Source organism: Methylocystis sp. (genome assembly GCF_051061225.1).
Classification (GTDB): domain Bacteria; phylum Pseudomonadota; class Alphaproteobacteria; order Rhizobiales; family Beijerinckiaceae; genus Methylocystis.
Window position 1 is genome coordinate 116,241 of record NZ_JBPFEB010000093.1, and the last position, 18,828, is coordinate 135,068.

Sequence of the window (18,828 nt, forward strand, 5' to 3'; positions counted from 1 at the left end):
TCCGTGGGGCGACTGTCAAACCAAAAGAGAAAGAGGAGGAAAACATGAGATCGATGACAACGCCGCGGCCTTTCCTGAAGCGGTCGCTTGCGCTGGGCCTGTGTCTTCTCGGCGGCGTGGTCCTACAGGGGACGACGGCCGCCCGCGCCGACGAGACCTGCAACTCGCCGTTCATGAGCGGGTTGATCAAGGGCCAGGAGCAATACCTCCACGTCTGGACGCTCGGCGAGAAGGGCGTGGGAGATGAATCCGACAAGCTTGTGACGATCGATGTGAGTCCCGATTCCGCGACTTTTGGAAAGGTCATCCACACACTTTCCGTCGGGGGAAGAGGCGAAGCGCATCACATGGGCTTTACCGACGACCGGAAACATCTCTGGGCCGGCCGTCTCGACGACAGCAAGATTTTCATTTTCGACGTTGGAACCGACCCCGCGAAACCCGTTCTGGTGAGAACCATCGACAATCTTGCGGAGGCCACAGGCTATGTCGGGCCGCATACGTTCTACGCGCTTCCTGGACGCATGCTGGTGCAGGCGCTTTCCAACAAGAAAGACCACGGCGGCGTCACCGGGCTGATCACTTACAACAATGCCGGCGAGCTGGTGTCGACGACGCCCATGCCGGTAACGGACGGCGGCGACGGCTATGGCTACGACATCGCCATCAATCCCGGGCAGAACCGCATGCTCACCTCGAGCTTCACCGGCTGGACCAATTACATGATGGATCTGGCGCAGCTCATCGGCGATAGCGCCGCCATGAAGAACTTCGGGAACACGATGGTGATGTGGGACCTGAAGGCCATGAAGCCGGTGAAGATCTTCTCGGTCCCCGGCGCGCCCCTCGAAATCCGCTGGGCGCTGAAGCCCGGCGCGGACTGGGCGATAACCGCGAGCGCACTGACCTCCAAGCTCTATCTCGTAAAGGAAGACGAAAACCACGAGTGGCAGGCGAAGCCTGTGGCGGACATCGGCGATCCCTCGAAGATTCCGTTGCCCGTGGACATTTCCATCTCGTCGGACGCGTCCTCGCTCTGGGTGAATACGTTCATGGACGGCACGGCGCGCCTCTTCGATCTGTCGAATCCGGAAGCGCCAAAGCAGATCTATTCAAAAAAGATCGGGTCGCAAGTGAACATGGTCTCGCAAAGCTGGGATGGAAAGCGCGTCTATTTCACCACCTCCCTTCTTGCGAACTGGGACAAGAAGGGCGCCGACAATGAGCAGTTCCTGAAGGGCTATTCCTGGGACGGGAAAGAGCTCAAGGAGCAGTTCGCCGTCGACTTCCACAAGGAGGGTCTGGGGCGTGCGCATCACATGAAGTTCACGGCCCGCGCCCAAAAGGCGGAACTTCCGTGAGTCCTGATACCGCGAGAGAAGCGAAGGGGCGCGCGCGTCTTTGCGCGCGCGTCGCCGCCGCCGCGCTGTTGCTGTTGCAGCTTACGCCTGCGAAGGCGGAGAGCGGCGCATCGGTGACGCGCAATCTCCCCGCGCCCGGGAGCTACGTTTTGCAACGCATACAGCGAACCCCGCAAATCTCTCTTCTCGACGCCGCCGCTGCCCCAGTGGAGCTCTCCGCTTACACGCGCGGCGCGGTGACGGCTCTGGGCTTCTTCTATGGCCATTGCGCCGATCCGGCCGGGTGCCCCGTGGCGTGGTCCGTCTTCGAGACCGCGCGGGACGCCGCGCAACACGATCCGCTGATCGCGGCGCGGCTGCGCCTTGTCTTCGTCAGCCTCGATCCTGAACGAGATACGCCCGCGGTCATGCGTCTTCTGCAATCGAATGAAAAGGACAACGGAGCCGATGTGCCCTGGTCATTCCTCACCAGCGCGTCGGAACGCGAGCTAACGCCATTTCTCCGCGCCATGGGTCAGAATGTCGCCTATGACATAAATGACGCAGGCCAGCGTACGGGAACCGTCGATCACATGCTGAAAGTCTTTCTCATCGATCCGGACGGGTGGGTGCGCGAGATCTACAGCACGGCGTTTCTTACCCCGGAAGCCCTGCTCAATGACGCGCGAACCCTTGCAATGGAGTTTCCCGATGCGAGCAACAGGATTGCGGGTCCTTGACATGAGCATTGAAAAGCTGCTGCTCCCTGCGGTTCTCGCCCTTTGGGTCGGCGTCGCCACGGCGGAAGCGCAAGACATCGCCCAGCCGCTCGGACTGCCGCCAGCGCCTCGGCAAATCGCCGGCACGCCGACCATGCGAAAGCTCGGCGAGCAACTGTTCTTTGATCGCAGCCTGGCGGCGAATGGCACGCTGTCCTGCGCCATGTGTCATATTCCGACGCAGGCCTTCGCCTCCAACCAAAGCGCTCTGTCGATTGGAATGGAGGGACGCTCCTTACGCCGCAATGCCCCGTCTCTCTATAACGTCGTCTTCAAGAAATATCTCTTTCACGATGGCCGCGAAACCGATCTTACGGCGCAGGTCTGGGGGCCGTTGCTCGCGCCGGATGAAATGGGCAACACAGGCATTGGCCCGCTGCTCACGCGGCTGCGCGTCCAGCCTGACTATCGCGCCGCCTTCGACGCGGCGTTTCCCGGCGAAGGCGTCTCGATGACGACGGTCGGCCGCGCGATCGCGGCATATGAAGCAACACTGTTGCTGGGCGAGAGCCGCTTCGACAAAGCCATCTTCGGCGGCGACAGAAATGCGCTCTCTACGGAAGAATGGCGCGGCTATGACATCTTCATCTCGAAAGGCTGTGCGTCCTGCCATAAAATCGAAAGCGACACGGCGCTTTTCACGGATCAGTCCTGGCACAATACCGGCGTGGCGTTCCGACAAACCGCGCAGACGGCAAGAGTGCAGGTGCAACTGGCCCCTGGCCTGGTGAAAGAGGTTGATCTTTCGGGCCTCCGGCTTGCCCCGGCGCCGCCACGCGATATTGGCCGTTTCGAAATCACCAAGGATCCCGCCGACCGTTGGGCCTATACGACCCCCATGTTGCGCGGCGTCTCGAAGAGCGCGCCCTACATGCATGACGGCAGCCTCTCGTCGCTTGAGGAGGTGATCGATTTTTACGACGTCGGCGGCGGCCCCAATCCCGTGCTCGATGCGAAGATCAGGCCGCTCAATCTCACAAGGGAGGAGAAGGCGGCTTTGCTGGCTTTTCTCAGGGCGCTTTGAATGGGAGAGGATGCAATAGCGGATATTTCATATCATTCTTTCTTATCGCCAGATTAAGCGAAGCCGTTTATCGCTGAGCAATTCCTCCCGACGTTCTTGAAAGTTCGATCAACTCGTCCGTGATCTGCTCCTGCCGCGACCGGCGGTAGCGCGCCGTCAACTCGTCAAGGGTCTTTCGCACATTACTTCGAGCGGATGTCATCGCCTGCATGCGGGCGGCGTTCTCGGACGCGAAGGAAAGCAGCGTCGCCTCGCAAAGCTCGGCGAAGACATATTCCTCGGCGAGCAGCGACAGGAGAACGGGCGGGGGGAGATTCAAAACAGGCGCCGCCCCGCCTCCGATGAGGGGGAAGCGCGCGAGATCAAGTGGGACAAGCGATCTTGCCCTAATCTCGTAATCGGGCGGAGAGGCGGGAGCCGCGTGGACCACTGTCACTTGCATCGTCTCGTGCGCCGCGACCTCGTCGAAGAGCGCGTCCACAATGCGTTCGGCAACCGATGCCGCATCGACCGCATGCGCCGCCATGGGCGTCGACCAGGCGACCGCCAGGCCGCGCTCGAGTGCGTTGGCTTGGCCTCTTTGCCCTACGACATACAGCGCGGCGTCGCGGCTGAGATTGGCCGCCGCCGTCAGCACGCGTTCATCGAAAGCTCCCGCGAAACCCTGCTCCGCGCAAAACGCCAGGATGATTCTCTTTGTCGGCGCGCGACGCGCTGGCGGCTCGTCCGGCGAGAGAGAGAGGGTAATCTGGATCGCTTCGCCAACGGCGGCGGCATAGGCGCGCACGCCGTCGAGGCTGCGCTGCGCTTCCCGGCTGCGGGCCGCTGCGACTCCGCGCATGGCGGTGAAGACGGTTTCGAGTTGGCGCGTCGCGGCGATCCGCTTGCGAACGGCGCTCAACTCTTCATCGCTCATGTCGGCGCGCCCGATTTGCCTGCGGCGATCTCCAAGGCGAGGTCGGTCACGAGGCGGATAAGCGCGCTTTGCCGCGCTTCGTCGAGCGGCGCGCCAGATCGACAAGCCTGAATCGCCTCAGGAGCATCCCGATTGAGACGGTCCGGAACCCTCTCCCGCAGCTGCATGACCCCTGACGAGTCCAGCGCATCCAGCGCACCAGCGTCCAGCGCAAGCAGCAGCGCGACCTGATCCGCCTGTCGCAGGAGCGCGAACCTCTCCTGCATCAGCAAATCCCGGATCCGGCGACCCCGTGTAATTTCATTTTGCACGAGGCGGGTCGAAACGCCCCCGAACCGGCTGAACATTTCCAATTCAAGAAACTGAGAATATTGCAGCCGCAGCCGCGCAGAGGCCTGCTTCAACGCCGCCGGCTGCGCCTTGCCTCCAACGCGACTCACGCTCAACCCGACATCGACAGCCGGGCGCTGGTTCGCGGCGAAGAGGCGAGAGTCGAGGACGATCTGGCCATCTGTGATGGAAATGAGATTGGTCGGAATGTAGGCTGAGAGATTGCCGGCCTCCGTCTCAGCAATCGGCAGGGCGGTGATGGAACCGCCCCCCTTCGCCTGCGACATCTTCGCGGCGCGTTCCAGAAGACGGGCGTGCAGATAGAAGATGTCGCCTGGATAGGCCTCTCGCCCCGACGGTTCCCGCGTCAGCAATGCGAGTTCCCGATGGGTGGCCGCATGTTTGGTGAGATCATCAATGATGACGAGGACATGTCCGCCGCGATCGCGAAAATATTCCGCCATGGTGAAGCTTGAGAAAGGCGCTATCCATTGCAGCCCCGGCGCGCTGGACGCCGGCGCCACCACGAAGATCGTGCGCTCGGGCGCGCCGCGCGCGCGCACCACCTCGATCACACGTTCAACCGCTGTCCCACGCTGCCCGATCGCGACATAGACGCAAACCATATCGGTCTGCTTCTGGTTGAGAATGGCGTCGACGGCGATCGCGGTTTTGCCGGTCGCGCGGTCGCCCAAGATCAATTCGCGTTGTCCGCGGCCGATGGAAAACATGGAGTCGATGACGAGCAGCCCGGTCTCCAGCGGCTCCGTAACGAGGTCACGGTCAATGATGCTCGGCGCGTCCCGTTCGATCGGCTGATAGGATTCGACTGAGAGGGGGCCTGCATTGTCGAGCGGTCGACCAAGTGGATCGACGACCCGCCCAAGCAGGCCAGGGCCGACGGGCGCGCGCGCCGTTTCGCCCAGACCCTCGACCGCCGCGCCGGCCTCGAGGGCCCCTGCATCGTCGAGCAAGATTGCGCCGAAAAGGTCCGCGTCGAGCGCCGTGACAAAGCCGAGGCTGCCATTCTCGAAACGCAGCAGCTCATTGAGCCGCGTTTGCGGCAGTCCGGAAACGAAAGCGACGCCGTCCGCGAAGCTCTCGACGCGACCGATGCGCCGCACACTCGGGCCAAGCGTCAGCCTCGATAAACGACGGCGCCGCTGTTCGAGCCAGTCGGCCCAGGGATCCGACGCGGATGGACGATCATTGGGGCTAGCGTCGGTCATGATCTTCGATAGATGCGGCAATGTCGGCCAAGTCCGTCCGCAGGCTGTTACGGATCGCCGTGTGTCGATTTTCGAGTTCCAGCCCGGCGATCACATTAGGGTCTATTTCAACCAGGAAGCCGAGCGGCCGTCCGAAGCCAATTTCAAGAGCGCGCCGACAATCGGCTTCCTCTTGGGCCGTTAATGCTCTGGGCGTCTTGAGCCGCACGCCGCCCTCCTCTTCGAAATCCTTTTTTTCTTCTGGCGACAGAGCGGCGACGGCTGCAGCCAGGCCCGGAATGAAGCCGGAGACCAGGCCGCACTCTGGTAGGCGCGCGATCAGACGTCTTGAGATGTCGAGGGCGAGTGCGCTCGCATGTTTCATCTGCGCATCCCGGGTGAGTTCAAGCTGGCGCGTCATCTCGAGCCGCGCCACGTCGCGCAGGCGATCGGCGTCCTTGTGGGCTGCGGCGAGCACGGCTTCCCTTTGCGCCTCGGCCTCCCTGTTTGCCGCCGCCAAAGCGATGGACCGGCGTTCGGCAAGGTCGGCGAGCGCCGCCTTTTCTTCTTCGTGCATTGAAAGCGCGGCAGCTTTTGCCTGCTCGGCCTCCTGGAGCAACTGACTCGCCTCAGCTTTCCGCGCAGCGATGATGTGGGCGATCGGCTTGAAGAAAAAATAGGCCAAAAGCCAGATCAGGACGATCGCGTTGACAGTCTGGAGCGACAGCGTCCACCAATCGATGCGCATGCGGGCCGACGCCTATTTCACAAAGGGATTTGCAAACAGAAGCAACAGCGCGACCACGAGGCAATAGATCGCCATGGTCTCGATCATGGCGAGGCCGACAAAGAGCGTACGAGACAGGACGCCGGCGGCCTCGGGTTGACGCGCGATTGCATCCATCGCGGCGGCGACAGCCTTCCCTTCGGCCAGGGCTGGGCCGATGGCGCCGAAGGAGACGGCGATCGCAGCCGCCAGGATGCTGATATTTTCAATCTGATCCATTCTGCGCTCCGTCTGAAGGCTGCGTCTCTCTTTCTGGCGCGATGGCGGCTGCGGTGAAGACCATCGCCAGGGTAGCGAAGATATAGGCTTGCACCGCTCCCGTCAGCAGGTCCAGCGCCATCAGCGGAATCGGAACGAGAAGTCCGGCGAGCGACAGTACGATCCCGACAACGAAGACGCCGCTCATCACATTCCCGAACAGGCGCACGAACAGGGAAAATGTGCGCGTGATTTGCTCAACGAGGTTGAGCGGAACCATAAACAGGCTTGGCTCGGCGAAGGTCTTCAGATACCCCCAGACGCCTTGCGTTCGCAGGCCATGGTAGATTGTCGCAGCGAAAACAACGAGCGCGAGGGCGGCGTCCGTCTCAAGACGCGCGGTAGGCGGCTCGACGCCAGGCAAAAGCGCCGACCAGTTCGCGAGAAGGATGAAAAGAAAGATCGCTCCGAACAGCGCGCGATAGGGGGCCGGATCGACGCGCATCGTGTCGCGGATCTGGGAATCAAGGGTATCGACAATGAGTTCGAGCAAGGCCTGAACGTTGCCTGGGCGCAGTGACAAACGACGGGTCGACAGGGCGCTCGCGATGATGAGAAACGCCATCAACGCCCATGTCGTCGCGACCGGCCTCGAAATTGGGACCGGGCCAAGATGGAATGCCGTTTCCAGTTCAAGCGGCGAGCCGATCACGACGGATCGCCTCCCAGGCGCCGCATCAGAACGCGCCGCGCCGCGAGCAGCCCGGCGGCGCCGGCGAGAAGGGCGAGCGCGCCAATGCGAACGAGCACGAAGAGCGTGAGCGCCAGCGCCGCGACCCGCGCCACCAACAACAGCGCCGCGCGCCCGGTCGCGCCGCGATCGATCAGAAGAACGTTCCACCAGAGGCCGGTAAAATAAAGATAGCCCGCGATCGCACCAGCCAGGCCTCCGCCGCAGACCTGAAGCGCGAGCGTCGACAAAGGGGTGGTCGTGAGGGTCATTGGCGGGACATCCATTTCCAGGCGAGCCACAATCCAAGCGCGGCGCCCAGCATCATAAGCGGCGCCGAGAAAAAAACCCCGGAATGCATCGTCCTGTCCAGCCACCGGCCGAAGAAGAGTCCCGCGAGGGCCGGGAGCACGATGATCCAGCCCAGCACGCCGATCTGCCCGAGCCGCTTGCCGAGCGAAGGTTCGGGGTCACAGCGCAGCTCGCGCTCACGCGCCGCGGCCTTTCGCGCAGCCTCCGCAAGCTTTTCGGTGGAATGCGACGCGGGTCGCTCGGTCACTGCCCCTCCCCCTGCCCGTCTCCGAGAATGGCGTCCGAGAGCCCGGCGGGTCGCAAATAGCGCAGCAGCTGGCGCACGGCGTAAGCATGCAGCCGCGCCTGTTCGACGCGGGCGCGACTTTCGACGCCCGCCTGCGCAAGCGCCGCGGCGCGCACTTCTGCCTCGAGCTTGGCTAATTGGTCGCCGAGAACGCCATGCCGGCACGCGACACTGACCTGACGCCCGTCCCTGACCGACAGCACGCCGCCGCGCAGGGCGCAATACCTCTCATCCCCCTCCAGCCGCCAACGAAGCACGCAAGGCGAGAGGGCGGTGACGAAGTTTGCATGGCCGGGCAATATTCCAAAGCTTCCGCTCGCGTCCTCCGCCCGCACCGCCATGACTCTCCGCTCGTCGACGAGAAGCCTTGTCGGTGTCGAGACGACAAGCCGCAGCCGCGCGCTCATACGGGCGCTCCATTCATTGCGGGCTTTTGGGAATGCCTTAGCATTTTTTCGCGCGCGTCGTCGATTGAGCCGATCATATAGAAGGCGCTTTCCGGCCAGTCATCACAATGGCCGTCGAGAATGGCTTTGCATCCTGCAATTGTCTCCTGGATCGTGACTGAGCGCCCAGCCATGCCTGTGAAATTCTCGGTGACGGCGAAGGGCTGCGTAAGGAATCGCTGTAGCCGCCGCGCGCGCCCGACAAGCCGACGATCCTCGACGCTCAATTCATCCACGCCGAGGAGCGCGATAACGTCCTGAAGCTCGCGATGATGTTCGATAACGCGCCGAGTCTCGGTGGCAATGCGTGCATGCTCCTCGCCGATGACGAGCGGATCGAGCAAGACAGACGACGATTGAATTGGGTCAATCGCCGGATACATGCCTTCGGCCGCCATCTGGCGGGACAGCACCACCATGCTGTCCACGTGAGAGGCGATGGCGGTCACCGCCGGATCCGTGAAGTCGTCCGCGGGCACATAGACCGCTTCGATCGCGGTGACCGCCGCGTCGCCAACCGAGGCGATACGCTCCTGCAAATCAGCGACTTCGCTCGCCAGCGTGGGCTGGTAGCCGACGCGCGAAGGCATGCGCCCCATTAATCCGGACACTTCCGCGCCGGCCTGCACGAAACGGAAGACATTGTCCATCAGCAGAAGAACGTTCTGACGCCGCTCGTCACGAAAGAATTCGGCGATGGTCAAGGCGGTCAGCGGCGCCCGCCACCTTGCCCCGGGAGGTTCGTTCATTTGGCCGTAGACGAGAACGCTGCGGTCGAGAACTCCGTAGCGCCTCATGTCGAGCAGCATCTCATGCCCTTCGCGCGATCGCTCCCCAACACCGGCAAAGACCGAGATCCCCCGGTAGCGCGCGATCATGGCGTTGATCAGCTCCATCACGAGCACGGTCTTGCCAACGCCGGCGCCGCCAAACATCGCGGCTTTGCCGCCATGCGCCAGCGGGGTAAGCAGATCAATCGCCTTCACCCCCGTCGCGAAAATTTCAGTGCCCCGGCGTTTCCTCGCGAGCGGCGGCGGCGGGCGGTGGATCGATCGTCGCGGCGCGTCTGCCGGAAGCGGCGGCCCGCCGTCGGCGATGTTTCCGACGACATCGATCAGGCGGCCGAGCACCGCTTCGCCGACAGGCGCTTCGACCGGATTGCCGGTCGGGACGACTCTTTGCCCACGCCTGAGGCCAATGGTTGACCGCAGCGCAATCGCGCGTATCGTGCTCGGATCGACATGCGCCTGCACCTCCGCGAGGATCATGTCGCCCGCGTCGCGTTCGATCAGCACGGCCTCATTGATCGCGGGAAGGGATTCGGGGGGAAAGACGACGTCGACGATCGCGCCGCGAACCGCCCTGACGACGCCGGACGACGCGGGCGCACCCAGCTTCGTCTGAGCAATTCTGTCGCTTTCCGCCCTATCCAAAAGCGTTCCTTTACTTGCGATTCAGGCAGCCGAGTTGTGAAACGCCAAGACTTGCATATTTAACGGAAGCCGCAACGCTCGGGACCCAAGAGACGCGCCATGTTTGCAAAAGACATTATGACCCATGACGTGGTCTCCGTTAAGTGGGACGCGACGATGCGCGACGTCGCGCACCTGCTGATCGAGAAAGCGATCAGCGCCCTTCCCGTGGTCGACGAGAGCAACCGGCCGATTGGCGTGGTGAGCGAGGGAGATCTCGCCTGCGCGAGCGAAATGCGCCGCAAGGAGCGCTCTCAATGGTGGCTCGCGCAACTGGCCGAAGGGGAGCCGCTGAATGAAAGCTTCCTGGCCGCGATTGACGCCGGCAACTGTTGCGTCGGAAAGCTCATGGCGCAACCCGTTATCACTGCGCCTGAGGCAGCCACGCTCGAGGAAATTGCGCAGGTCATGGAAAAGCACAAGATCAAACGCGTCGTCATAACCGGCGAGAACGGCGCCATCGCAGGCATTGTCACGCGCGCGGACATCGTCCGCGCCGTGGCGGCACAGCAGGATGCGGCGCGCGTTACGGTGGCTTTGTCAGAGCGAGGGCGGGCGATGGCGCTTGAGTGACGAGTGCGGCCCGCGCATTCAATCAGCGCAGAGATCGAAGCACGACCTTGGCAGCATCCATCGGGGCGAATCCTTGTTGAGAACGGATATCAATGCTGCTTCATGTCCAGGAGCATGCGCTTGAATGGCCCGTCGCGTAGCGCCCGCCAGTGGCTCCTCGACGCCCAACCAAAGGACACACGCCAATTCTCTTTCAAGACCCGACTTCTCGCCTGTTTGGATGAGGGGTTTGATGGTCCTGAGGAAGAGACCGCCTGGGCCGCGTGCGTTCTGGCCTTCGTCTCGGTCTGCAACAACCACTATGGCATTGGCGCACTGATTGTTGATGACGTGTTTCACATCGTCTCGCATGGCCACAATGAAGTCTGTGGTCCGCCATTTCGTAGCGACGCCCACGCGGAAATGGTGGTGCTCGACGACTTCGAGCGGAAGCATCCCGACCGCAGAAAGGACAAGTTGACTCTGTATACCTCGCTTGAACCATGCCCCATGTGCTACACGCGCATCCTCATTTCAGGGATAAGCAGGGTTCTGTATGTTGCAGAGGATGATTTGGGCGGAATGACGAGACGAGGCCATCTGATGCCTGCCTATTGGCGAGAGATGGAGAACCGCTGCGTCTTTACGCAGGTGAAAGCGCGCCCGCCATTGAGGGATATCTCCCTGGAAATTCTCTACTCAAACATGACAGGCCTGCAGCACGAAGTAAAACTTGCCCCTTTCACTTGGCAAGGAGAGTAGTGCCCGTTAACGCGGCCAGCTCCCGTCCGCGCCTTCCGAAGCAACCGACATCGGGGCCGAATGCTGCGGCGCACAAAACTTTGCACTTGAGACCCCCGCCGTTTGGATTAATCCTCAGTAGCTGCAAATGAGGGGGCAAAAGTGATGGACCGTCGATCCTTGATCCTCGGAGGGGCGGCCTTGTCCAGCTCCACTGCTCTCAAGGCGTTTGCACTCGCCGAGCCTACGGTGGACCTGCCCTTCGCGAATGGCGACCGCCCCCTCGTCGCCTATCCAGGAAAGCGACCTCTGATCCGGCTCACCTCCCGTCCGCCACAGTTGGAGACCCCGTTTCACGTTTTCGACGAAGGGCCACTGACGCCGAACGACGCTTTTTTCGTTCGCTACCACCTGGCCGACATTCCCCTATCGATTGATCCCGACACATATCGGTTGTCTGTCGGCGGAAAAGTCGAGCGCCCCCAATCGATCAGCTTGCAGGAGTTGAAGAGCGCCTTTGAGCCTGTCGAAATCGTTGCTGTTGCGCAGTGCTCCGGCAACAGCCGGGGGTTTTTTGACCCTCGCGTGGGCGGCGGCCAATTGGCCAATGGCGCAATGGGCAATGCCCGTTGGCGGGGCGTTCCACTAAAGGCGCTTCTCGAGAAAGCCGGGATGCAAGCGGGCGCGCGCCAGGTTACTTTCAATGGCCTCGACCAGCCTGTCTCTCCCCAAACGCCCGATTTCGTCAAGGCGCTCGATATTGACCATGCCAGGGATGGCGAGGTGATGGTCGCTTATGAGATGAACGGACAAGAACTCCCATGGCTCAACGGCTATCCCGTTCGCCTGATCGTGCCGGGCTACTATGCAACTTATTGGGTTAAACACCTGAGCGAGATAAGGGTCGTGGATGAGGTGTGGGATGGTTTCTGGATGAAGACCGCCTATCGGATTGCAGATAATGATTGCGCTTGCACAGAACCGGGACAAGCGGTTCGCTCCTCCGTCCCTATCAAACGGCTCAATGTGCGCTCGTTCATGACCAACCTCTCGCATGGCGCCAGGATCAAAGCCCACACAGAGACACTTGTCAGAGGCATCGCTTTCGACGGCGGTTATGGGATCGCCGCCGTCTTGTTTTCCAGCGATGGCGGCCGAAGCTGGATGGAGACGAAGCTGGGCAAGGACCTGGGTCGCTACTCCTTCAGGGAGTGGACGATTCCGGTGCGGCTGGAAAAGGGAGAGCACGAGCTGAAAGTCTGCGCCATTAACAGGATCGGGCAAACCCAGCCGCTCTCATCTCTATGGAACCCACAAGGCTACATGCGCAACAGCGTCGAGAGCGCCCGCGTTATCGCCCAATAACGGATGAAAACCATGCGCAGTCGACTAGCTTTGTTTGTGCTCCTTGCCGCAACACACCTGACGATCACCCCCCTCCTCGCGGCAGCCAGGACTTACGCCCTTCCTGAAGCCGTCACCGCTTTTCGCCCTGGGCAGGGCCAGGAGGTCGCTGAAAACAACTGCCTCGCATGTCATTCTTCAGATTATATCAGCACCCAGCCGCCTGGCCTTGGCAAGAAATTCTGGGAGGGGGAAGTCAGGAAAATGCAAAAGGCCTATGGCGCTCAGATTTCCGAGGAAGACGCGACCGCAATAATAGATTACCTCTCCCGCGCCTACTGATGACAACCGACAGCGCCCGGTGAGATTTGCAGCACTGGATGAGGCTGGATAGAAATGCACGGCCGCAGAGTGTCATCAACCTCAAAACCCCTGTTTTTCCGCTCGCGGAGCTACCGTTACATTGCGCTCGCCGCCAATGCGGCTTTTTTGGCTCTTCTTTCTTATTGGCTGTCCACAAATGTGGATGTATCAAACCTGCAAAAGCATCTTCAGCAGATCCCCGCAAGCGCCATCATTGTTGGCATGATGATGAATGCGGCTGTGTTGATGTGTTTTGGCGCGCGGCTGGCGGCGATACTTGATGCACGGATATCGGCCTGCTTTCTGATCACGGTCACTGGAATGACCTTCAACGGCCTGCTTCCATTTCGCCTTGGCGAGGGGGCAAAATTATATTGCGGGGGCGCCTTTTTCCAACTTCCGATCGGCGGCCTGGGCGCAGCGATCGTGATGGAAAAGCTCTACGACCTTTCGATTCTCCTGCTGTTGCTCGCGGCGCTCTCGACAAGCAAGCATTTGCCTTTCATCAATGTTGGCAGTCCTCAGATCCTGGCGCTCGCCGCCGCAGCAGGGTTGGGCGCGCTGCTGATCTATCGAACCCGCGTTGCAGGCTTGGAGCATCTCTCGCGACGGGCCATCCTGGAGAAATTCGGGCTTGGTCGCATTCTGGAACAGGCCAGGGTTCTCCTTGCGCGCCAGAAGCTGATTTTGCCGGCAAGTCTGACGTTGCTGATATGGTCGGCAAACCTCTCACTCGTCCTATTCTTCTTTAGAGTCGTCGTCCCGGAGATCCACTTCGGTGTGCTCGATGCAATGACGTTGCTGGTCATCGCATCCTTGGCGATCGCAATACCGGCCAGTCCCGCTGGATTAGGGGTTCTCGAAGCCGGAATCGCGGTCTATCTGACAAATGTACATGGGATCCAGACAGAGAAAGCGATCACCGCAGCAGCGGCCTATCACCTTGTGATCCTGCTCCCGCACAGCGTCATCACTGCCGCATTTCTTGCATGGAGGTTCCCCTTGTCGAAGTGGACGCAGCCGAGCCTGACGCGGATTTCTGGAGAATAGGATTTTGTGGAACACAAAGCTTAGGGGTCTGAAGCCGACGGCGCCGACGCAGGAGTTGGCGGACAGCCGAAACAGCTTGCGCGCCACGGGCGGAAACGGCCCGCCGCCGATCCTGATGAGCGAGCGGGCCGTCACGCGCGGGCTGGCACGGGGAACCGGCCCCGCACAGAGCTCTGCTATACCGCGAGTGTTTCCGAGCTGTGTCGGCAGCGTAACGGACGGCTAAGCCCACGCATTCCTGTTTGGCGCCGAGGGGACAGGGCACCTAGCAAATGCGCGGCAATTGCTCGCCCGCGAGCCAATCGACGATCCGGGAGCCTCCGAAGGACGAGGTCATCTGCACGAAGCGCCGCTCATCGGCCACCGCCGCGCCGATGATGGCGGCGTCGCGGCCGAGCGGATGCGCGCGCATGGCCGCGAGCAGCGCCTCCGCCCGATCAGGCGCCACAACGGCGAGCAGCTTTCCCTCATTCGCCACATTGAGCGGATCGAGACCGAGCAATTCGCAGGCGGCGGCGACTTCGGGCTTGACCGGTATGGCCGTCTCCTCGATGCGGAAGCCGACGCCGGACTGCTGGGCGATCTCGTTCAGCGTCGCGGCGACGCCGCCGCGAGTCGGATCGCGCATGAGTCGCAGCGCGTCGCCGACCGCCGCCACCATATCGGCGACGAGGCCGTGCAGCGCGGCCGAGTCGGATGTGATCTCGCAGTCGAACTCCAGATTCTCCCGCTTCGACATGATGGCGACGCCGTGATCGCCGATGGAGCCGGAAATCAGAAGCGCGTCGCCCGGACGCGCTCGATCGCCGGACAGCGTCAGCCCTTCCGGCGCCACACCCACCGCCGTGGTCGAGATGAACACGCCATCGGCCTTGCCGCGCTCCACGACCTTGGTGTCGCCCGTCACGACCGGCACGCCGGCGGCGCGCGAGGCGTCGCCCATGCTCTGCGCAATGCGCGCCAGATCGGCGAGCGGAAAGCCCTCCTCGATGATGAAACTCGCCGAGAGATAAAGCGGCCGCGCGCCTGACATGGCGACGTCATTGACGGCCCCGTGCACAGCCAGCGAGCCAATGTCGCCGCCGGGGAAAAACAGCGGCGAGACGACGAAGGCGTCCGTGGTCATCGCCAGCCGGCCATGAGGCGCGGGCAACACCGCCTGGTCGTTGCCCTGCTCCAGCCAGTCGTTCGACAGCGCCGCCTTGAAAATCTCCGAGATGAGTTGCGCCATCGCGCGCCCGCCCGCGCCATGTGAGAGATCGACGCGCCCATGGGCGAGATCGAGCTTGCGGCGGTACAGCTTTGTCGTCGTCATCGGGGTCCTTCAGGCGGCGCGGTCATGAAAGCGCCGATAAGTCCATTGCGCGGCGCAGGCGCCTTCGGATGACACCATGCAGGAGCCCATCGGCGTTTCCGGCGTGCAAACCGTTCCAAACAGCTTGCAGTCATGCGGCCGCTTCGCGCCGCGCAGGATCGCGCCACATTCGCAGGCCGGATTGTCCTTCGCGGGGAGCGTCTCGATTCCGAAGCGGCGCTCCGCGTCATAATCGGAATAAGCGGCGCGCAGCCGCAGCGCGCTCTCCGGCACGCTGCCGAGACCGCGCCACTCGAAGCTCTCGCGCACTTCGAAAATGTCGTCGGTCTCGGCCTGAGCCCTGATATTGCCCGCGGCCGTCACGGCGCGGCCATACTGGTTTTCGACCTCGCAGCGGCCGTCATTCACCTGACGAACCAGCATGGCGATCGCCTGCATGACGTCGAGCGGCTCGAAGCCTGCGATGACAATGGGCTTCCCGAAGTCCGTCGCGACGAACTGATAGGGTTTCACTCCGATGACTGCCGACACATGCGAGGGTCCGACGAAACCATCGAGCGCGACGCCCTCGTCGTTGCTCGAGAGAATGGCGCGCATGGCGGCGGGCGTCAGGACATGATTGCAGAAGATGGTGAAGTTGCGCAGGTTCCGCTGCGCGGCGAGACGGATCGCGAGCGCTGTCGGAGGCGTCGTCGTCTCAAACCCGATCGCGAAGAAGACCACCTCGCGGTCAGGCTCGGATTCCGCGATCCGCAGCGCGTCGAGGGTGGAATAAACCATGCGAATATCAGCGCCGCCGGCCTTCGCCTTCATGAGGCTGGCGCCACGCGACGCCGGCACGCGCATGAGATCCGCATAAGTGCAGAGCGTCACTTTCTCATTTTGCGCGAGCGCGATCGCCGCGTCGATGCGGCCGATCGGCAGGACGCAGACCGGACAGCCCGGCCCGTGAATCATCCGGATATTGGCCGGCAGCAGATCTTCCAGACCATAGCGCGAAATGGCATGGGTGTGGCCGCCGCAAAACTCCATGAAGCGATAGTCGCGCTCAGGCCGCGCGAGCGCCGCAAGGCTGCGCGCCATGCCGCGCGCAAGTTCGCCATCGCGAAATTCGTCGACATATTTCATTGCACGGCCCCCGCGAAGTCCCGAATCATCGCCAGCGTGCGCTCGGCCTCCGCGGCGTCGATCTTCGACAGCGCGAAGCCGACGTGCAGGATCACATAGTCACCGACCGACACATCATCGACCAAGGCAATCGAAATCGTCTTGCTGACGCCGTCGAGCGACACCCGCGCCATCTGATCGGGCAGAAGCTCGGTGACGCGCACCGGAACAGCTAGACACATGCCGCGATCTCCTTCTCTTGATCCGCGCTGTCCCAGGCGGTACGCGCGATCGCGGCCTGCCCCAGCGAAATCCCGCCATCATTGCAGGGAGCCGCCCGCGCCAGCATTGGCGTCAGCCCCCTCTCCCGCAAAGCGCCGGCGAGGCCTTCGGCGAGAATGCGATTCATCATGCATCCGCCGCCGAGCGCCACATATTCATGCCCCCCCGCGCGCGCGGCCGAGGCGATCCAGTCCGCGCAGCCCTCGATCAGCGCGCCATGGAACAGCTCCGCCGACTCGCGGGCGCCCGGCCGTTCCGTCGCGAGAAAGGCCAGCAACGGCGAGAAGTCCAATACGCCCTCCGTAAGGCGGAAACCGCCTTCGAGCCGTCGCGGCGCGCTCACCAGCGCCTCGAAGGCCATGGCCGCCTGCCCTTCATAGCGCTGATTCAGGCAGACTCCGGCCAGCGCGGCGGCGGCGTCGAACAGGCGGCCCATGCTGGTCGTGCGCGCGCCCGCGCCACGACGCAGGCTCTCCGCGACCTTGATGGCGAGCGGCGCCTCGGGAAAGAGGCCCCCCGCCAGATCAAGGCGGCCAATGGCGGCCAGCGCGGCGACTCCCATGCGCCAGGGCTCCCGCGCGGCGCGGTCGCCGCCCGGCAGGGCCAGCGGCGCCAGATGGCCGATGCGCGCCCAGCTTGCGCCATCGAGCGACAACAGTTCGCCGCCCCAGGCGCCGCCATCGTCTCCCATGCCGTAACCGTCGAGCGCGACGCCGAGCAACGGCCCGCGCAGGCCATGCTCCGCCGCGATCGCCGCGACATGCGCCGCATGGTGCTGAACGCGCATCATCGGCAAACCCGTCTCCACGGCGTAGCGCGTCGAGAAGAAATCGGGGTGCAGATCACAGGCCGCGACATCGGGCGTCACGTCGAGCGCCGAAACAAGATGGCGGATGGTCTCCTCGAAGAAGCGGATGGTTTCACCGTCGTCGAGATCGCCAATATGCTGCGAGACGAAGGCCTCGCGTCCGCGCGTCACCGTCACCGTCGATTTGAGATGCGCGCCCACGGCGACGACGCAGGGCCCGTCGCCGCCCAGATCGATGGGCTCCGGCACGAAACCGCGCGCCCGTCGCAGAAAGGCCGGCGCATGGTCGACGACCGCCATGACGGAGTCGTCGGCGCGCACCACAATCGCGCGATCGTGTCCGACGACGAGATCGGCGACTCCGCGCAGACGACGGCGCGCGTCGTCATCTTCCACGACGAGCGGCTCGCCGCCAGGATTGGCGCTCGTCGCGACGATCACGAAATCCTGAGCGCCCTCGCGCCAGTCAGCGCCAGCCGGCGCGCCCGCCGCTGCGTGAAACAGCAGATGATGCAGGGGCGCATAGGGCAGGACCACGCCAACCCTGCGCAGTCCCGGCGCGACGGACTCCGCGAGCCCGCCTGTCGATCGGACAAGGACAATCGGACTGGCGCGATGACGCAGAAGATCGCATTCGGCGTCCGTGGGCTCGGCGAAGAGACGCACTGAGGCGATATTGGCCGCCATGACGGCGAAAGGTTTGGCGTCCCGTTCCTTGCGCCGGCGCAGTTCGGCGACCGCCTGTTCATTCCGTGCGTCGCACATCAGATGATATCCACCGATCCCTTTCACCGCGATGATGGCGCCGCCCTTCAGCATCTCCACCAGGGTCGCGGGATCGTTGTCGAGACGCGGCCCGCAAACCGGGCAGGCGATGGTTTCGGCGTGAAACCGCCTGCTCGCGGGATTGCTGTAATCGGCGGCGCAGGCGGCGCAGAGCGGAAAGCGCGCCATGGACGTCCGCGCACGGTCATATGGCAGGGATCGGCTGATGGTGAAACGCGGGCCGCAGTTGGCGCAGCTCGTGAATGGATAAAGATGAAAGCGGCTGTTGCAGTCGAAGAGGTCGTCCAGACAGTCGGGGCATGTGGCGGCGTCGGGCGCGATGCGCGTCGCGCTCTTCCCGCTGGCGCTTTCGTCGATGGAAAAGCCCGCCTGCCCCGTGGCGGCGATCTCTTCCGCTTCGATCACGTCGATGCGCGCGAGCGGCGGCGGCGAGTCGCGCAGGGCGGCGATGAAATCCGGCGCGCGCGCCCCCTCTATTTCCAGCAGGACGCCCTCGGCGTCATTGCGCACGAAGCCGCTCAGCCCGTAACGCGCCGCCACCCCATGTGCGAACGGACGAAAGCCAACGCCCTGCACGGCCCCGCGCACGCGCAGACGCAGGCGCATCGTCGCTTCGCCGGAGGCCGGAGGAACAGCGGCGCGGGTCATGGCC

21 protein-coding genes are annotated in these 18,828 nt (G+C 63.0%); 8 read left to right on the top strand and 13 right to left on the bottom strand.

Going from position 1 to position 18,828, the window contains the following annotated elements; genetic code table 11:
• The first annotated feature begins 53 nt into the window (after nt 1-53).
• From ACR652_RS16260 to ACR652_RS16270, 3 genes are read left to right on the top strand one after another with little or no spacing between them, the layout of a single operon-like run.
• A complete protein-coding gene (locus ACR652_RS16260; protein WP_434507556.1) occupies nt 54-1,361 on the top strand; it encodes a selenium-binding protein SBP56-related protein in 1,308 nt (435 codons plus the stop codon).
• Nucleotides 1,358-2,080, top strand: coding sequence for an SCO family protein (locus ACR652_RS16265; RefSeq protein WP_434507522.1), 723 nt, complete (start codon nt 1,358-1,360; stop codon nt 2,078-2,080). Before ACR652_RS16260 ends, ACR652_RS16265 begins: the two co-directional genes overlap by 4 nt.
• Nucleotide 2,081: 1 nt before the next feature.
• Nucleotides 2,082-3,143 (top strand): cytochrome-c peroxidase, encoded by a 1,062-nt coding sequence (locus ACR652_RS16270; RefSeq protein ID WP_434507523.1) that lies wholly within the window; start codon nt 2,082-2,084, stop codon nt 3,141-3,143.
• A 67-nt stretch (nt 3,144-3,210) separates the two neighbouring features.
• Here ACR652_RS16270 and ACR652_RS16275 read toward each other — a convergent pair whose 3' ends face one another.
• From ACR652_RS16275 to atpD, 9 genes are read right to left on the bottom strand one after another with little or no spacing between them, the layout of a single operon-like run.
• The gene (locus ACR652_RS16275) at nt 3,211-4,059 is read right to left on the bottom strand and encodes a F0F1 ATP synthase subunit gamma (RefSeq protein ID WP_434507524.1); all 849 of its coding nucleotides are present in this window, start codon (nt 4,057-4,059) and stop codon (nt 3,211-3,213) included.
• Nucleotides 4,056-5,618, bottom strand: coding sequence for a F0F1 ATP synthase subunit alpha (locus ACR652_RS16280; protein WP_434507525.1), 1,563 nt, complete (start codon nt 5,616-5,618; stop codon nt 4,056-4,058). The genes ACR652_RS16275 and ACR652_RS16280 overlap by 4 nt, the downstream gene beginning before the upstream one ends.
• Nucleotides 5,605-6,345, bottom strand: coding sequence for a F0F1 ATP synthase subunit B family protein (locus tag ACR652_RS16285; protein WP_434507526.1), 741 nt, complete (start codon nt 6,343-6,345; stop codon nt 5,605-5,607). Before ACR652_RS16285 ends, ACR652_RS16280 begins: the two co-directional genes overlap by 14 nt.
• A 12-nt stretch (nt 6,346-6,357) precedes the next feature.
• A complete protein-coding gene (locus tag ACR652_RS16290; RefSeq protein WP_434507527.1) occupies nt 6,358-6,603 on the bottom strand; it encodes a F0F1 ATP synthase subunit C in 246 nt (81 codons plus the stop codon).
• Complete coding sequence (locus ACR652_RS16295) at nt 6,590-7,291, bottom strand: F0F1 ATP synthase subunit A (RefSeq protein ID WP_434507557.1); 702 nt, start codon at nt 7,289-7,291, stop codon at nt 6,590-6,592. The genes ACR652_RS16290 and ACR652_RS16295 overlap by 14 nt, the downstream gene beginning before the upstream one ends.
• On the bottom strand, nt 7,291-7,584 hold the full coding sequence (locus tag ACR652_RS16300) for an N-ATPase subunit AtpR (RefSeq protein ID WP_434507528.1): 294 nt from the start codon (nt 7,582-7,584) through the stop codon (nt 7,291-7,293). The genes ACR652_RS16295 and ACR652_RS16300 overlap by 1 nt, the downstream gene beginning before the upstream one ends.
• A complete protein-coding gene (locus ACR652_RS16305; RefSeq protein WP_434507529.1) occupies nt 7,581-7,871 on the bottom strand; it encodes an AtpZ/AtpI family protein in 291 nt (96 codons plus the stop codon). Before ACR652_RS16305 ends, ACR652_RS16300 begins: the two co-directional genes overlap by 4 nt.
• Nucleotides 7,868-8,317 (bottom strand): F0F1 ATP synthase subunit epsilon, encoded by a 450-nt coding sequence (locus tag ACR652_RS16310; protein ID WP_434507530.1) that lies wholly within the window; start codon nt 8,315-8,317, stop codon nt 7,868-7,870. Before ACR652_RS16310 ends, ACR652_RS16305 begins: the two co-directional genes overlap by 4 nt.
• A complete protein-coding gene (gene atpD, locus ACR652_RS16315) occupies nt 8,314-9,789 on the bottom strand; it encodes a F0F1 ATP synthase subunit beta (RefSeq protein ID WP_434507531.1) in 1,476 nt (491 codons plus the stop codon). Before atpD ends, ACR652_RS16310 begins: the two co-directional genes overlap by 4 nt.
• A gap of 117 nt (nt 9,790-9,906) precedes the next feature.
• On the opposite strand from atpD, the gene ACR652_RS16320 reads away from it, so the two are divergent.
• From ACR652_RS16320 to ACR652_RS16340, 5 genes are all read left to right on the top strand, one after another.
• Complete coding sequence (locus ACR652_RS16320; protein WP_434507558.1) at nt 9,907-10,401, top strand: CBS domain-containing protein; 495 nt, start codon at nt 9,907-9,909, stop codon at nt 10,399-10,401.
• Nucleotides 10,402-10,521: 120 nt separating this feature from the next.
• Nucleotides 10,522-11,142 (top strand): nucleoside deaminase, encoded by a 621-nt coding sequence (locus ACR652_RS16325; protein ID WP_434507532.1) that lies wholly within the window; start codon nt 10,522-10,524, stop codon nt 11,140-11,142.
• Nucleotides 11,143-11,283: 141 nt separating this feature from the next.
• Nucleotides 11,284-12,486 (top strand): molybdopterin-dependent oxidoreductase, encoded by a 1,203-nt coding sequence (locus ACR652_RS16330; protein WP_434507533.1) that lies wholly within the window; start codon nt 11,284-11,286, stop codon nt 12,484-12,486.
• Nucleotides 12,487-12,489: 3 nt separating this feature from the next.
• Complete coding sequence (locus ACR652_RS16335) at nt 12,490-12,807, top strand: cytochrome c (RefSeq protein ID WP_434507534.1); 318 nt, start codon at nt 12,490-12,492, stop codon at nt 12,805-12,807.
• Nucleotides 12,808-12,861: 54 nt separating this feature from the next.
• Nucleotides 12,862-13,878 carry a lysylphosphatidylglycerol synthase transmembrane domain-containing protein gene (locus ACR652_RS16340; protein ID WP_434507535.1) on the top strand — a complete coding sequence of 339 codons (1,017 nt, stop codon included), beginning with the start codon at nt 12,862-12,864 and terminating at the stop codon, nt 13,876-13,878.
• A gap of 265 nt (nt 13,879-14,143) precedes the next feature.
• On the opposite strand, the gene hypE is transcribed toward ACR652_RS16340, so the two are convergent.
• Genes hypE through hypF form a run of 4 tightly spaced genes read right to left on the bottom strand, consistent with a single transcriptional unit; the run spans nt 14,144 to nt 18,824 of the window.
• The gene (hypE, locus tag ACR652_RS16345) at nt 14,144-15,193 is read right to left on the bottom strand and encodes a hydrogenase expression/formation protein HypE (protein WP_434507536.1); all 1,050 of its coding nucleotides are present in this window, start codon (nt 15,191-15,193) and stop codon (nt 14,144-14,146) included.
• Nucleotides 15,194-15,202: 9 nt separating this feature from the next.
• Nucleotides 15,203-16,321 carry a hydrogenase formation protein HypD gene (gene hypD, locus ACR652_RS16350; RefSeq protein ID WP_434507537.1) on the bottom strand — a complete coding sequence of 373 codons (1,119 nt, stop codon included), beginning with the start codon at nt 16,319-16,321 and terminating at the stop codon, nt 15,203-15,205.
• The gene (locus tag ACR652_RS16355) at nt 16,318-16,542 is read right to left on the bottom strand and encodes a HypC/HybG/HupF family hydrogenase formation chaperone (RefSeq protein ID WP_434507538.1); all 225 of its coding nucleotides are present in this window, start codon (nt 16,540-16,542) and stop codon (nt 16,318-16,320) included. Before ACR652_RS16355 ends, hypD begins: the two co-directional genes overlap by 4 nt.
• Nucleotides 16,533-18,824, bottom strand: a complete 2,292-nt coding sequence (gene hypF / locus ACR652_RS16360) for a carbamoyltransferase HypF (RefSeq protein ID WP_434507539.1) — start codon at nt 18,822-18,824, stop codon at nt 16,533-16,535. The genes ACR652_RS16355 and hypF overlap by 10 nt, the downstream gene beginning before the upstream one ends.
• Between the last annotated feature and the right edge of the window lie 4 nt (nt 18,825-18,828).